Annotated in this window: 10 protein-coding genes; 8 read left to right on the forward strand and 2 right to left on the reverse strand. The window is 68.7% G+C overall.

What is annotated here, in order from left to right:
• Nucleotides 1–11: 11 nt before the first annotated feature.
• The 3 genes from secD to J7E45_RS00425 all read left to right on the forward strand — a co-directional run bounded on the left by secD (nt 12) and on the right by J7E45_RS00425 (nt 5,082).
• Nucleotides 12–1,760, forward strand: coding sequence for a protein translocase subunit SecD (gene secD, locus J7E45_RS00415; protein ID WP_091036506.1), 1,749 nt, complete (start codon nt 12–14; stop codon nt 1,758–1,760).
• Entirely contained in the window at nt 1,760–2,749 is a 990-nt protein-coding gene (secF, locus tag J7E45_RS00420) for a protein translocase subunit SecF (protein ID WP_091036504.1), read from the forward strand. Before secD ends, secF begins: the two co-directional genes overlap by 1 nt.
• 80 nt (nt 2,750–2,829) lie before the next feature.
• Complete coding sequence (locus J7E45_RS00425) at nt 2,830–5,082, forward strand: bifunctional (p)ppGpp synthetase/guanosine-3',5'-bis(diphosphate) 3'-pyrophosphohydrolase (RefSeq protein WP_091036501.1); 2,253 nt, start codon at nt 2,830–2,832, stop codon at nt 5,080–5,082.
• On the opposite strand, the gene J7E45_RS00430 is transcribed toward J7E45_RS00425, so the two are convergent.
• On the reverse strand, nt 5,069–5,620 hold the full coding sequence (locus J7E45_RS00430; RefSeq protein WP_091036498.1) for a type IV toxin-antitoxin system AbiEi family antitoxin: 552 nt from the start codon (nt 5,618–5,620) through the stop codon (nt 5,069–5,071). The two genes, J7E45_RS00425 and J7E45_RS00430, sit on opposite strands and share 14 nt — an antisense overlap.
• Before the next feature lie 62 nt (nt 5,621–5,682).
• The gene (locus tag J7E45_RS00435) at nt 5,683–7,041 is read right to left on the reverse strand and encodes a DUF349 domain-containing protein (protein ID WP_215066397.1); all 1,359 of its coding nucleotides are present in this window, start codon (nt 7,039–7,041) and stop codon (nt 5,683–5,685) included.
• Nucleotides 7,042–7,304: 263 nt separating this feature from the next.
• On the opposite strand from J7E45_RS00435, the gene nirB reads away from it, so the two are divergent.
• From nirB to J7E45_RS00460, 5 genes are read left to right on the forward strand one after another with little or no spacing between them, the layout of a single operon-like run.
• Nucleotides 7,305–9,833, forward strand: coding sequence for a nitrite reductase large subunit NirB (nirB, locus tag J7E45_RS00440; protein WP_251053374.1), 2,529 nt, complete (start codon nt 7,305–7,307; stop codon nt 9,831–9,833).
• A complete protein-coding gene (gene nirD, locus J7E45_RS00445; RefSeq protein WP_091036494.1) occupies nt 9,830–10,192 on the forward strand; it encodes a nitrite reductase small subunit NirD in 363 nt (120 codons plus the stop codon). The genes nirB and nirD overlap by 4 nt, the downstream gene beginning before the upstream one ends.
• The gene (gene cobA, locus J7E45_RS00450; protein WP_215066401.1) at nt 10,189–11,424 is read left to right on the forward strand and encodes a uroporphyrinogen-III C-methyltransferase; all 1,236 of its coding nucleotides are present in this window, start codon (nt 10,189–10,191) and stop codon (nt 11,422–11,424) included. Before nirD ends, cobA begins: the two co-directional genes overlap by 4 nt.
• Nucleotides 11,421–12,551 (forward strand): uroporphyrinogen-III synthase, encoded by a 1,131-nt coding sequence (locus J7E45_RS00455; protein ID WP_167633561.1) that lies wholly within the window; start codon nt 11,421–11,423, stop codon nt 12,549–12,551. The genes cobA and J7E45_RS00455 overlap by 4 nt, the downstream gene beginning before the upstream one ends.
• Nucleotides 12,548–13,225: a sirohydrochlorin chelatase gene (locus J7E45_RS00460; protein WP_167633559.1), complete on the forward strand. Its 678-nt coding sequence runs from the start codon at nt 12,548–12,550 to the stop codon at nt 13,223–13,225. The genes J7E45_RS00455 and J7E45_RS00460 overlap by 4 nt, the downstream gene beginning before the upstream one ends.
• Nucleotides 13,226–13,280: the final 55 nt, after the last annotated feature.

Here is a 13,280-nt window from a genome sequence, read left to right on the forward strand (position 1 = left end):
GCTGAACACACGTGGCTTCATCTTCTCCCGTCCGTCACGCCTGGCGGGTCCTGCTCGGCCTGCTCCTCGTGACGGGTGTGCTCTTCGGCATCAACTCGCTGGGCGTATACGTCATCAAGGACGCCGAAGGACAGCCGGTCAGCTCCTGGACGCCCGAGCTCGCACTCGACCTGCAGGGTGGCACCCAGATCGTCCTCAGTGCAGAGACCGAGGACGGTGCGGCGCCCACGCAGGAGCAGCTCGACCAGGCCGCGGCGATCATCCGCCAGCGCGTGGACGCGTCGGGAGTGGCCGAGGCCGACATCACGACCGAGGGCGGACAGAACATCGTCGTCCAGATCCCGGGCGAGGCGGATGCGCAGACGCGTGAGCGGATCCAGGCGAGCGCGCAGCTCGAGCTGCGACCCGTGCTCTACACGACGGCCGCGAGCACCGAGTTCGTCGGGGAGGACGGGAACTCCACTCCGTACCCCAGCCCGGACCCGTCACTGAATGCAACGCCGACCGCCGAGCCGACCGACGCGAGCGACCTGTCCTGGGTGACGGACAAGCTGGCAGCGGAGTTCCAGGCCTACGACTGCGAGAACCCGGACAACGACCCCGCTCGGGCCCCGAAGGACCAGCCGGTCGTCGCCTGCTCTCCGGACAAGGCGCAGAAGTTCCTCCTCGGCCCGACGGAGCTCGACGGCACCGCGATCACCGACGCCTCCGCGGGTCGCGACCAGAAGTCCGGCGCGTGGATCGTGCAGCTGACCATGAACGGCGAGGGCGGCGACGCCTTCGGCAAGGTCAGCACGCGGCTGAACCAGAACCGCATCGACGGACTGTCCCCGCGTGATCAGTTCGCGTTCGTGCTCGACGGTGACGTCATCAGCGCTCCGCGGATGAACGGCGTCATCCTCGACGGCCGTCCCAGCATCTCGGGCAGCTTCACGCAGGAGACCGCGACGACCCTCGCCGACCAGCTGAAGTTCGGTGCCCTGCCGCTCAGCTTCGTCGTGCAGAGCTCCGACACCATCTCGGCGACGCTGGGAACCCAGCAGCTGCAGATCGGTCTGATCGCGGGACTCATCGGTCTCGCGCTCGTCGCGATCTATTCTCTGATCGTCTACCGAGCACTCGGGTCGGTGATCATCGCCTCGATCGCGGTGATGGCCGTCCTCACCTACATCATCATCTGCATCCTGGCCTGGCGCCTCGGATTCCGTCTCTCGCTCGCCGGCGTCGCCGGCCTGATCGTGTCGATCGGTTTCACCGCCGACTCGTTCATCGTCTACTTCGAACGAATACGAGACGAACTCCGCGACGGGAAGTCGATCACCGCCGCGGTCGAAGACGGCTGGGGTCGCGCGAAGCGCACGATCTACATCTCGAAGTCGATCAACATCCTCGCCGCAGTCGTGCTGTACATCCTCGCCGACGCCACGGTGAAGGGCTTCGCGTTCACGCTCGGCCTCACGACCCTCATCGACGTGTTCATCTTCGTGATCTTCACGCACCCGGTCATGCAGCTTCTCGCACGCACCCGATTCTTCGGCGGCGGTCACAAGCTCTCGGGCCTCGATCCCGAGGCCCTCGGTGCGGTGTACCGAAGCAGGTCCCAGTACCGGGAGGTCACGACGGCATCGGCAGGTCGCGGTGCGAAGAACGCCCGCTCTCGCGCCGAGGCGGATCGCCGCCAGACCATCGCAGAACGAAAGCGCGCCGAGGCACTCGCGGGCGACAGACCGACCAAGCCCGGAAGTGAGGGAGACGCCTGATGCCTTCCATGAATGAGTTCGGAAACAACCTCTATTCCGGCAAGACCTCCTTCCCGTTCGTCGGCAAGCGTCGCCTGTGGTTCATCATCGCGATCATCCTGGTCGTCGGTTCGGCCCTCGTGCCGCTCATCCGGCCCATCCAGTTCTCCATCGAGTTCACCGGCGGGTCCCAGTTCACGGTGCAGGCGCCCGACACGGTCGATCAGGACACCGCGAAGGAGGCCGTCCAGTCGGTCGTCCCGGGAGCCGCGACCAAGGTCGTCGTCCTGAACGGGAAGGACATCCGTGTCCAGACCGACCAGATGAGCGCCGCCGAGACGCAGGACGTCGCTGAAGCCCTCGCCGACGCCTACGGTGTGGAGCCCGCCAATGTGACGTCGTCGTTCATCGGCCCGGCCTGGGGTGAGAACGTCACGAAGCAGTCGCTGTGGGGTCTCGCGATCTTCCTCGCCCTCACCTTCCTGATCCTCGCGATCTACTTCCGCACGTGGAAGATGTCGGCGGCGGCGATCATCGGCCTGCTCGACGTGCTCGTCATCACGGTCGGTGTCTACGCGCTGGCCGGCTTCGAGATCTCTCCGGCCGCCGTCATCGGCTTCCTCACGATCCTGGCGTACTCGCTGTACGACACCACGGTCGTGTTCGACAAGGTCAGGGAGAACACCACCGAAGACGGGGAGAAGTCCGCGCGGCTGTTCGGTGAATCGGTGAACCTCGCCGTGAACCAGACGCTCGTGCGCTCCATCAACACGTCTGTGGTCGCGGCCCTGCCGGTTGGGGCCGTGCTCTTCATCGGAGCCTTCTGGCTCGGTGCGGAATCGCTCACCGACATCTCGCTGTCGATCTTCGTCGGCATCCTCGTCGCGACCTACTCCACGCTCTTCGTTGCCGCTCCGCTGTACTCGCTGTTCCGCGAGAACGAGCCGCAGCTCAAGGAGCGCGACGCCCGCATCCGCGAGGCTCGCAGCCGGGCGTCCGTCGAAGCCTGACGGGTCCGGCCCGAGGGTGCTCCGGGCGGGAGCTCGGCGCCCTCAGCACGCGTAGGATGAATTGATCGGGAGGTGAGTTGATGGCGGAACCGCAGACGTCATCGCAGGGTTCGAGTCTGCGACGACTGGTTCCCCGCATCTTCTCCCGCGCGTCCCGCATCAACGACCTCGACAACCTGATCCGTACGGTGCGTGCGAACCACCCCAAGGGCGACTTCTCCGTCATCGAACGCGCATACGCGGTCGCGAAGGAGAAGCACGAGGGGCAGAAGCGCCAGAGCGGCGAGCCGTACATCACGCACCCCCTGGCGGTCGCGCAGATCCTCGCCGAGCTCGGTCTGGGCCCGCGGGCCATCGCCGCGGCGCTCCTGCACGACACGGTCGAAGACACGGGCTATGCGCTGACCGATCTCACCGCCGAGTTCGGCGATGAGGTCGCGATGCTCGTCGACGGCGTGACCAAGCTCGACAAGGTCAAGTACGGCGAGAGCGCGCAGGCCGAGACGGTCCGCAAGATGATCGTGGCGATGTCGAAAGACATCCGGGTCCTGCTCATCAAGCTCGCCGACCGGCTGCACAACGCGCGCACCTGGGGTTTCGTCCCGCCGGAGAAGGCCACGAAGAAGGCCAAGGAGACCCTCGAGATCTACGCCCCGCTGGCGAACCGTCTCGGTATCCAGGCGATCAAGTCGGAGCTCGAAGACCTCTCGTTCGCTGTGTTGCACCCGAAGATCTACAACGAGATCCACAGCCTCATCGCGCAGCGGACCCCGCAGCGTGAGAAGTACCTCGCGCAGGTCGTCGAGGAGATCGACGAGGATCTGCGCGACCTCCGTATCCGCGGCAAGGTCGTCGGGCGGCCGAAGCAGCTGTACTCGGTGTACCAGAAGATGGTCATCCGCGGCCGCGAGTTCGACGACATCTACGACCTGATCGGCATCCGCGTGCTCGTCGGCTCGGTGCGCGACTGCTATGCCGTCCTCGGTGCGATCCACGCGCGTTGGACGCCGCTGCCCGGCCGGTTCAAGGACTACATCGCCACGCCGAAGTTCAACCTCTACCAGTCGCTGCACACCACGGTCATCGGGCCCGCCGGTCGCACGGTCGAGATCCAGATCCGCACCCACGAGATGCACCAGCAGGCCGAGTACGGTGTGGCGGCGCACTGGATGTACAAGGAGCGGATGAACGGCGGTGGCAAGACCGAGGTCCGCGCCTCTGACACCGACATGGCGTGGCTCGCCCACATCTCCGACTGGCAGGCCGAGACCGCCGACCCCGGAGAGTTCCTCGACTCGCTGCGCTTCGAGATCGGTGCGAAGGAGGTCTACGTCTTCACGCCGAAGGGGCGTGTGATCGGCCTGCCCGCCAGCGCGACCCCCGTGGACTTCGCCTACGCGGTGCACACGGAGATCGGCCACCGCACCATGGGTGCGAAGGTCAACGGGCGCCTCGTGCCTCTGGAATCGGAGCTCAAGAGCGGCGACGTGGTCGAGGTCTTCACCTCGAAGAACCCCGATGCCGGCCCCAGCCAGGACTGGCTCGGTTTCGTCGCGAGCACGCGAGCGCGGAACAAGATCCGCGGCTGGTTCACCAAGGAGCGCCGCGAAGAGGCCATCGAGCAGGGCAAGGAGGCTATCGCCCGCGCGATGCGCCGCCAGAACCTGCCGCTGCAGAAGCTGATGAGCCAGGACTCGTTCGCCGAGGTGGCTCGCGGGCTGCACTACGAAGACGTCTCCGCGCTCTACGCCGCCGTCGGCGAAGGACACGTGTCGACGCAGTCGGTGCTCGAGAAGGTCACGGCCCTGGTCGCGGCCAACGACCCCAGCACGGGAGCCATCGACCTGCCCGGCAGCGTTCCGACGCGTGAGCCGCGATCCGGCGACTCGGGCGTCCTCGTGCGCGGCGCCAACGACATCCTGGTGAAGCTGGCCAAGTGCTGCACCCCGGTACCCGGTGACCAGATCGTCGGATTCGTGACGCGCGGCAGTGGCGTCTCGGTCCACCGGGCGGACTGCGTCAACGTCAAGGCGCTCAGCAACGAGCAGGACCGCTTCGTCGAGGTCTCGTGGGCTCCGACGACGAAGAGCGTGTTCCGCGTGCAGATCCAGGTCGAGGCGCTCGACCGCTCGGGCCTTCTCTCCGACGTGACGCGCGTGCTGAGTGAGCACCACGTCAACATCCTCTCGGCGACGGTCACCACCACCGATGAGCGGTTGGCTCTGAGCCGGTTCGTCTTCGAGATGGGCGATGCCGTGCATCTCGACCGCGTGCTGAACGCGGTCCGTCGGATCGACGCCGTCTACGACGTCTACCGGGTCACCTCCTCCTGACGGCGAGGCGCTGCAGAGCGGCCGAACCCATGCGGCTGCCCGGCACGCGTCGAAGGTCCTGCAGCGCGTTCATCGCCGCCTCGGGGGTATCCGGGCAGGCGACGGCGAGGAGATCCATCCAGGGCAGCACCCGCGGGTCGCGATGCAGTGTCGTCGCGAGGTCGAGCATCGTGCGGGCCGGGCTGGATACTGCGACGCCGCCGAGCGTACGGACGTCGGAATCGGGGAGCAGGGTGTCGTGGAACACCACGCGCGCGCTGGTGACCGGACGGATCCGGCGTTCCACGCACCGCTTCACGTGATGCACGACCGGCGGCGTGTCGCCGGCGCCGTGGACCCAGGCGGCCGTCTGGTGGCACGCGGCGGTGCCCGGCCGGACGAGTGCAGCGATCGAGCTCGCCCGAACGTCGGGCCCCTCCACGAGATCGGCAGGGATGTATGCGTCGCCCACGTCGACGACATGGCCGTCGATGCGGGCCGCACTGAGTTCGGTCTGGCTCAACCGCTTGCCGGGAACATAGAGGAACGCGGGGTGCATCACGCCAGTCTGGCGCAGCGCACCCCGCGTTCGAGACGGTCGCGGAGACCTGTGGAGAAGGGTCAGCCGCCCAGAGCGCTCAGCCAGGCGCGGCGAGCTTCGAGGGCGTCGGCGGCTTCCTTCGCCGCCTTCTTGTCGCCGGCCTTCTCGGCAGCGGCGACCTCGGCTTCGAGCTTCTCGATGGCCTCCTGCAGCTGCGAACTCATGTCGTTCGCGCGCGCCTTGGTCTCGGGGTTGTTCTTCTTCCAGTCCACGTCTTCGCGGGCCTTCAGACCCTGCTCGATCGTGCGGAGCTTGTCGTCGAGCGCGCGCTCCTTGTCCCGCGGGAAGATGCGGCCGATCTCATCCCACTGACGCTGGATGCGCGTGAGCAGTGCGCGAGCGCGCTTGATGTTCGACTCGTCGGCGACGGCCTTGGCCTCTTCGAGAAGAGCCTCTCGGGCCTCGATCTTCGGTGCGGATTCCGCTTCCTCGGCGGCGGACTGCTCGGCGCGAGCGGCGTACAGGGCATCGCCCGCCGCCTTGAACCGCGCCCAGAGTGCGTCGTCCGCCTTGCGCCCGGCACGACCGGCGGCCTTCCACTCGTCGAGCAGGTTGCGGTAGGCGGGAATCCCGTCGGTGCCACGTGGTGCGAGAGCCTCGGCGCGCTCGACCAGACGGGTCTTCACGTCGCGAGCACTCTTGTGCGCATCGTCGAGCTCGGAGTAGAAGGCGCGACGCTGCTTGTCGACCACGGCGCGCGCATCGCGGAACCGCTTCCAGAGCTGCTGGGAGATGCCCTTGGAGAGGCGGGGACCGCTCTGCTGCTGAGCCTGCCACGCGTCGAAGAGCTCGCCGAGCTCGGCCGTGACCTGCTTCCACTGCACCTTGCTGAGGTCGCGCGCCGCGATCGCCTCGGCCTTCTCGACGAGCACGGTGCGCTCGGCGATCGCCTTGTCGACGAGTTCCTTGGCCTGCTGCGCCTCCTGCTCCGTGGCTTCGGACAGCGATGAGGTCAGGGTGTTCAGACGGTCGCGCAGACCTGCGAGGTCGCCGACGGCCGCGGCATCCGTCGCTTCAGCGATGAGGTGACCGGCCTGCTTCGAGAGGTCGCTCGCCGACGCGCCGCCGGCCTGGTGGCGCTGTTCGAGCGTGTGCACCTTGAAGGCGATGTCGTCGAACTTGCGCACGAAGTAGGCGAGCGCCTCGTCGGGCGTGCCGTCGGGATACTGGCCGACGACGCGCCAGATCTCGCCTTCGCGCACCTCGACGGTGCCGTCGTCGGAGACGCGGCCCCATTCTGCGGAGGTCGACGACGCGACGGGCGACGGCGCCGGTGCGGCGGGCGCAACGGCTGCCGGCTTGGGCGCCTTCGGCGGCATCGGCACGGCGGGGGGTGCGGGGACGGGGGGAGTCGGCTTCGAGGGCTCGGTGGCAGACACGTGATTCTCCTTGCGCGGTAGGGCCCGCGGGAGGCGGAAAGGACGAGGCTCAGCCTAGTACGCCCCGCGCGGCCCCGCCGGACTTGCGTGATGCGCCGTCTCACATGGCTGTTATCGAGTTGTGAGGAGAACGTTCGATCCGCGTAACACCGGCCCGGCCTTTCGCGAAACACCGCGTCTCTATCGTCGAGTCCACGGACAGAGGAGGGCTCGTGATCGTTCGGGAGAGCACATCGTCGGATGTCGTGGTGGTGGGGGCGGGAATGGTCGCGCACCGATTCGTCGAGAGCCTGCTCCGCGGCGAAGGCTCGGCGCCGACCGTCACCGTCATCGGCGAGGAGGCGCGCGCCCCGTACGACCGTGTCGGTCTGACCTCGTTCTTCACCGGCGCGAGCGCCGACGACCTCGCACTCGACGCGCAGACCCTCCAGGACGATCGGGTGCACTTCATCGGCGACGATCGCGTGACGGGGATCGATCGGGCTCGTCGCACGGTGCGCACCCGCTCGGGCGCGGTGCACGCCTACGGGACACTCGTCCTCGCCACAGGCTCCTACGCGCTGCGGCCGGCCGTCGACGGCGCCGACCTCCCCGGGAGCTTCGTCTATCGGACCCTCGACGACGTCGCCGCGATCGACGCGTTCGTCCAGCACCGCGGCGCCGTGCTGGGACGCCCACTGCGCGGGACGGTGATCGGCGGCGGCCTGCTGGGCCTCGAGGCCGCGGGGGCGTTGCAGGGCCTCGACGTCGAGTGCACGGTGGTGCAGTCGTCCGACCGGCTCATGTCCGCCCAGCTCGACCTCGCGGGCGGCACGATCCTGCGCCGGCTGATCGAGTCGGAAGGCATCGGTGTGCGGACGGGAACCCGGACCACACGGATCGACCCGGATGCCTCCGGCTCCGTCGCGGCACTGCAGTTCCAGGACGGCAGTATGCAGGGAACGGACATCGTCATCTTCACCGTCGGCGTGCGCCCGCAGGACTCGCTGGCACGCGTCGCCGATCTCGCCGTGCACCCCAGCGGTGGCGTCCTGATCGATTCGAGGTGCCGCACCGCCGACGACGACATCCTCGCGATCGGCGAGGTCGCCAACTTCGAAGGACGCTCCGTCGGACTCGTCGCCCCCGGATACGCCATGGCGGAGGTCGCGGCCACTCGGCTTCTCGGCGGCGATGCGACCTTCCCCGGTTACGACGATTCAGCGAAGCTGAAACTCTCCGGTGTCGATGTGGCGAGCTTCGGAGACGCCTTCGCGACCACGCCGAATGCCCTGGACGTCGTCTACACCGACCCGGTCAACGGCGTCTACAAGAAGCTCGTCCTCTCCGACGACGCGAAGACCCTGCTCGGTGGCATCCTCGTCGGCGATGCCTCGGCCTACGGATCTCTCCGCCCTCTGGTGGGTGCCGCGCTGGGCGCCGACCCCGCCGCCTACCTGATGCCGGAGGGCGGCACGACGCTTCCCGACAACGAGCTTCCGGCTGAGGCGGTCGTCTGCTCGTGCTCGAATGTGACGGCCGGACGCATCCGGGAGGCGGTGCACGCCGAAGGGTGCACAGACGCCTCGGCCGTGAAAGCATGCACCAAGGCGGGCGCCACCTGCGGTTCCTGCATCTTCGCGGTCAAGAAGATCGTCGGCCAAGAGCTGACCAAGCTCGGTCAGACGACCTCCGACGCCCTGTGCGAGCACTTCTCGATGTCGCGCCGCCAACTCTTCGACGCGGTGCGGGTGTCGGAACTCACGACGTTCAGCGCGATCATCGCCCGTTTCGGCACCGGGCGCGGCTGCGACATCTGCAAGCCCGCTCTCGCCAGCATCCTGTCCGTCCTCGTCGGAGCGCACGTGCTCGATGGCGAGAACGCGGCTCTGCAGGACACCAACGACCATGTGATGGCCAACATGCAGAAGGACGGCACGTACTCGGTGGTGCCGCGGATGCCCGGCGGTGAGGTCACTCCCGCGGGGCTGATCGCGATCGGGAACATCGCCGAGACCTACGGCCTGTACACGAAGATCACCGGAGGGCAGCGGATCGATATGTTCGGCGCCCGCCTCGAGCAGCTGCCGCAGATCTGGCAGCGTCTTGTCGACGCCGGCTTCGAGTCGGGACAGGCATACGGCAAGGCGCTGCGCACCGTGAAGTCGTGCGTCGGCTCCACCTGGTGCCGCTACGGGGTGCTGGATGCCGTCGGCATGGCCGTGCGCCTCGAGCTCCGTTATCGGGGGCTGCGGGCGCCGCACAAGCTCAAGGTCGGCGTGTCCGGCTGCGCGCGCGAGTGTGCGGAGGCCCGGTCGAAAGATGTCGGTGTGATCGCCACCGAGACGGGGTGGAACATGTACGTCGGCGGCAACGGCGGCTTCTCGCCGCGCCACGCGGAGCTGCTCGCCGCCGACCTCGACGACGAGGGCCTCATCCGCGCGATCGACCGCTTCTTCATGTACTACATCCGCACGGCGGACCGCCTCCAGCGCACGGCAGGGTGGTGCGCCGAGCTCGACGGCGGGCTGGACGGTCTCCGCGAGGTGATCTTCGACGACAGCCTCGGCATCTGCGATGACCTCGACACGGCCATGAGCGTGCACGTCGATCGTTATGAGGACGAGTGGGCGGCGACCCTGCGTGACCCGGTGAAGCTGCGGCGCTTCGAGTCCTTCGTAAATGCGACCGACACCCCTGACCCTTCTCTGGCCTACGTGTCCGAGCGCGGTCAGGTGCGGCCGGCGACGACGGAGGAACGATCGGACGCGAGCGTCATGATCGCCGGCACGACTCTGGAGGTGCGACGATGACGCTCAGTGCTGACACCGGAACGCGCGTTCGTGTGTGCGCCCTCAGCGACCTCGAGGTGGAGCGAGGCAGGGCGGCGCTGTTCGGCACGGTACAGATCGCGCTCTTCCTCCTCGCCGATGGCTCGGTGCACGCGGTGTCCAATCTCGATCCCTACAGCGGCGCCCATGTGATGTCGCGAGGGATCGTGGGCACGCGGGGCGATGTGCCGACGCTGGCCTCGCCGATGCACAAGCAGGTCTTCGACCTGCGCACGGGCGAATGCCTCGACACCCAGGGCAAGGCCCCGGCGACGCTGCGGGTCTGGGACGTGACCGTGCGAGACGGTCAGATCGAGCTGAACATCGAGGAGATCCGATGACGGTCATGTTGGGTGTCGACCTCACTGGACGCGACGCGCTGCTGGTGGGTGGTGGCGCAGTCGCGGCGAAGAGGATCCGCCGGTTCCTCGATGAACGGGCGCGAGTGCGGATCGTCGCCCCCGTCCTGCATCCGGACACCGCGCGGCTGGTCGAGCTGCACGGTCTCGTCTGGCGCGCCGGTCGCTTCCGCGGATCGGATCTCGCCGGGGCATGGCTCGTACACGCGGCCACCGGCGACGCCCGCGTCGACCGCGATGTCGCGGAGCGCTGCGAGCGCACGCGGATCCTCTGCATCAATGCATCCGACGGCGCCCATGGGTCGACCAGGCTCACCGCACAGGCCGAGATCGGCGACGTGACCGTCGCGGTGACCAGTACGGTCGGTGCGGACCCGCGTCGGTCGGTCGCCGTGCGGGATGCGATCGTGGACCTCGTGGGCGACGGCCGCCTACCCCTGCGGCGGCGCCGTGCCGGTCGGAGCGGACGCGTCGACCTGGTGGGAGGCGGACCGGGGCCTGTGGACCTGATGACGGTGCGCGCCCGGCGCCTGATCGCCGAAGCGGACGTCGTCGTGACCGACCGGCTGGGGCCCGCGGCGGAGATCGTCCGCGGGCTCGATCCCGACGTCGAGGTGATCGACGTGGGGAAGCTTCCCGGGCGGCACCCCGTGCCGCAGGACGAGATCAACCGGATCATCGTGGCGCGGGCAGCCGAGGGGCGACGCGTCGTCCGGCTCAAGGGCGGGGACCCGTTCGTCTTCGGACGCGGCGGCGAGGAGATGCAGGCATGTCTCGCCGCGGGCATACCCGTCGACGTCACCCCGGGGATCTCGAGCGCGATCGCCGTTCCGCAGGCGGCAGGCATCCCCGTCACTCATCGAGGCACGGCCGCGGCTTTCCACGTCGTGAACGGTCAGGGTGCGATCGGCGAGGGCACGCTCGCGGCGTTGGCCGATGCGACCGTGACCACGGTGGTCCTGATGGGCGTATCCGCCCTCGAACGTCTGGTCACCGCGGCACTCGCGCACGGTGTGCGGGCCGATCGGCCGATGGCTTTCGTCGAGAGCGGCCAGACGGCGCAGCAGCGGACGACGCGGACCACGCTCGGCCAGGCCGTCGCCGATGCGCGGGCCGTCGGTCTGCGCAATCCGGCGGTCATCGTGATCGGCGAGGTCGCGAGCGCCGCGCTGCTGCTTCCGACCTCGGAATCGATCGGGGCTGTCCTGGCGTGACGATCCGTGCTCCACTGACTCCGGTCCTGGCCGGATGCACCATCGTCGTGGCCGCTGACAGGCGGTCCGGCGATCTCGTCTCGGCGCTCGAGCGACGCGGAGGCCAGGTCTACCGCGCGCCCGCCCTGAGCATCATCCCCAATGAGGACGACGAGGTGCTCATCGCCCGCACCCGCGATCTCATCGCGTCGCCTCCTGACATCGTGATCGTGACGACCGGCGTGGGTTTCCGCGGGTGGATCGATGCCGCGCACGAGAACGACCTGGCCGAAGACCTCACGGGCGCGCTGGCCGGGGCGCAGTTCATCGCGCGAGGACCCAAGGCGCACGGGGCCATCCAGCAGGCGGGCTTCGTGGCCGATTGGGTGGCCGAGTCCGAGACCTCCGCAGAAGTGGGGGAGTACCTCGCCGCCGAAGGGGTGGCCGGGCGGCGCATCGCGATCCAGCATCATGGAGCGGGCGCCGACGGGCTCGACACCCTCCTGTCGGGGCTGGGAGCGGACGTGGTCAGTATCACCGTGTATCGCTGGGGGCCGCCGCCGGACCCTCAGATCGTGCGCCGCTCCGTCGTGCAGGCGGGAGCTGGTGAAGTGGACGCCGTGCTCTTCACCTCCGCACCCGGTGCCGCCGAGTGGGTGAGGACGGCCGTCCGTGCCGACGCGCTCGAGTCGATCCGTCGCCGGGCCGCGTCCGGGCGCCTGCTGCTCGCCGCCGTCGGACCGATAACGGCCGCCCCGCTCGCGGATGCCGGGCTCAAGGCCACTCTGGCTGCGCGCGGCCGCTTGGGGTCGCTGGTGCGCTGCGTGGTCGATCATTACGCCTCGGGTGCCGCCCCGCAGCTGCAGACGGCTCTCGGTGCGATGGAGATGCGCAGCGGCGGTGTCCTGATCGACGGCGCCTTCGTTCCGCTCTCCCGCGCTGGTGCGAGCATCCTGAGCGAGCTCTTCGATGCCGCCGGACGCGTGCTCTCCCGCGAGGAACTGGGGCTCGCCCTGCCCCGAGGGGGCGAGAGCGCCCATGCCGTGGAGATGGCGGTCGCCCGGCTGCGCGAGGCACTGGGCGGGGCTGCAGCGATCCAGACCATCGTCAAACGCGGCTATCGACTCACCGTGGAGGAACCCCGATGACCACCCTCGTCGCCTGCTCCCACGGCACGGATTCCCCCGCCGGACGCCGCACGGTCGCAGACATCGTCGATCTCGTGCGCGCACGTATCCCGGGCACCCGCGTCGTCCAAGCCTTCGTCGACGTGCAGGAACCGGCGGTGCCCGAGGTCGTCGAACAGGAGCATCTCGACGATGACGTCGTCGTGGTGCCGCTGCTGCTCTCCGTGGGTTTCCACACCGCGGTCGATATCGCGAGCGCCGTCCGTCCGTACGACAACGTGCGGCAGGGGGAGCCCTTGGGCACCCACCCGCTGATCGCCGAGGTCCTGCGCGCGCGGCTGCGTACGGCGGTGCACGATCGCTGGCTTCCGGGCGACCACGTCGTGCTCGCGGCGGCCGGCTCCAGCAATCCTGCGGCGGTGGCCGATGTCACCAGGGCGGCGGCGCACCTCGCCGATCTGATCCCGGTGCCGGTCACGATCGGGTACGCGTCGGCGATCGAGCCCCGCATCGCGGACGCCGTGAGCTTCGCGCGAGAGCGGGGAGCCTCCCGGGTGATCGCCGCGAGCCATGTCCTCGCGCCGGGGTACTTCGCCGGTCTCGTGGAGAGATCCGGAGCGGACCACGTCTCGGCACCGCTCGGGGCAGACCCGCGCATCGCCGAGGTCATCATCGAGCGCTTCCGCTCCGCCTGACCCGGAGCGCGCACACAAAGAGGGGGCGGATGCCGAAGCATCCGCCCCCTCTCCG

It is taken from the genome of Microbacterium sp. ISL-59 (genome assembly GCF_018613945.1).
Classification (GTDB): domain Bacteria; phylum Actinomycetota; class Actinomycetes; order Actinomycetales; family Microbacteriaceae; genus Microbacterium; species Microbacterium oxydans_B.

What these genes read in the sequence shown, in the direction of transcription:
- secF (WP_091036504.1), top strand. Translation starts at nt 1,760, where the DNA reads ATGCCTTCCATGAATGAGTTCGGAAACAACCTCTATTCCGGCAAGACC.
- J7E45_RS00425 (WP_091036501.1), top strand. Translation starts at nt 2,830, where the DNA reads ATGGCGGAACCGCAGACGTCATCGCAGGGTTCGAGTCTGCGACGACTG.
- J7E45_RS00430 (WP_091036498.1), bottom strand. Translation starts at nt 5,620, where the DNA reads ATGCACCCCGCGTTCCTCTATGTTCCCGGCAAGCGGTTGAGCCAGACC.
- nirB (WP_251053374.1), top strand. Translation starts at nt 7,305, where the DNA reads ATGGTCGCGCACCGATTCGTCGAGAGCCTGCTCCGCGGCGAAGGCTCG.
- nirD (WP_091036494.1), top strand. Translation starts at nt 9,830, where the DNA reads ATGACGCTCAGTGCTGACACCGGAACGCGCGTTCGTGTGTGCGCCCTC.
- cobA (WP_215066401.1), top strand. Translation starts at nt 10,189, where the DNA reads ATGACGGTCATGTTGGGTGTCGACCTCACTGGACGCGACGCGCTGCTG.
- J7E45_RS00460 (WP_167633559.1), top strand. Translation starts at nt 12,548, where the DNA reads ATGACCACCCTCGTCGCCTGCTCCCACGGCACGGATTCCCCCGCCGGA.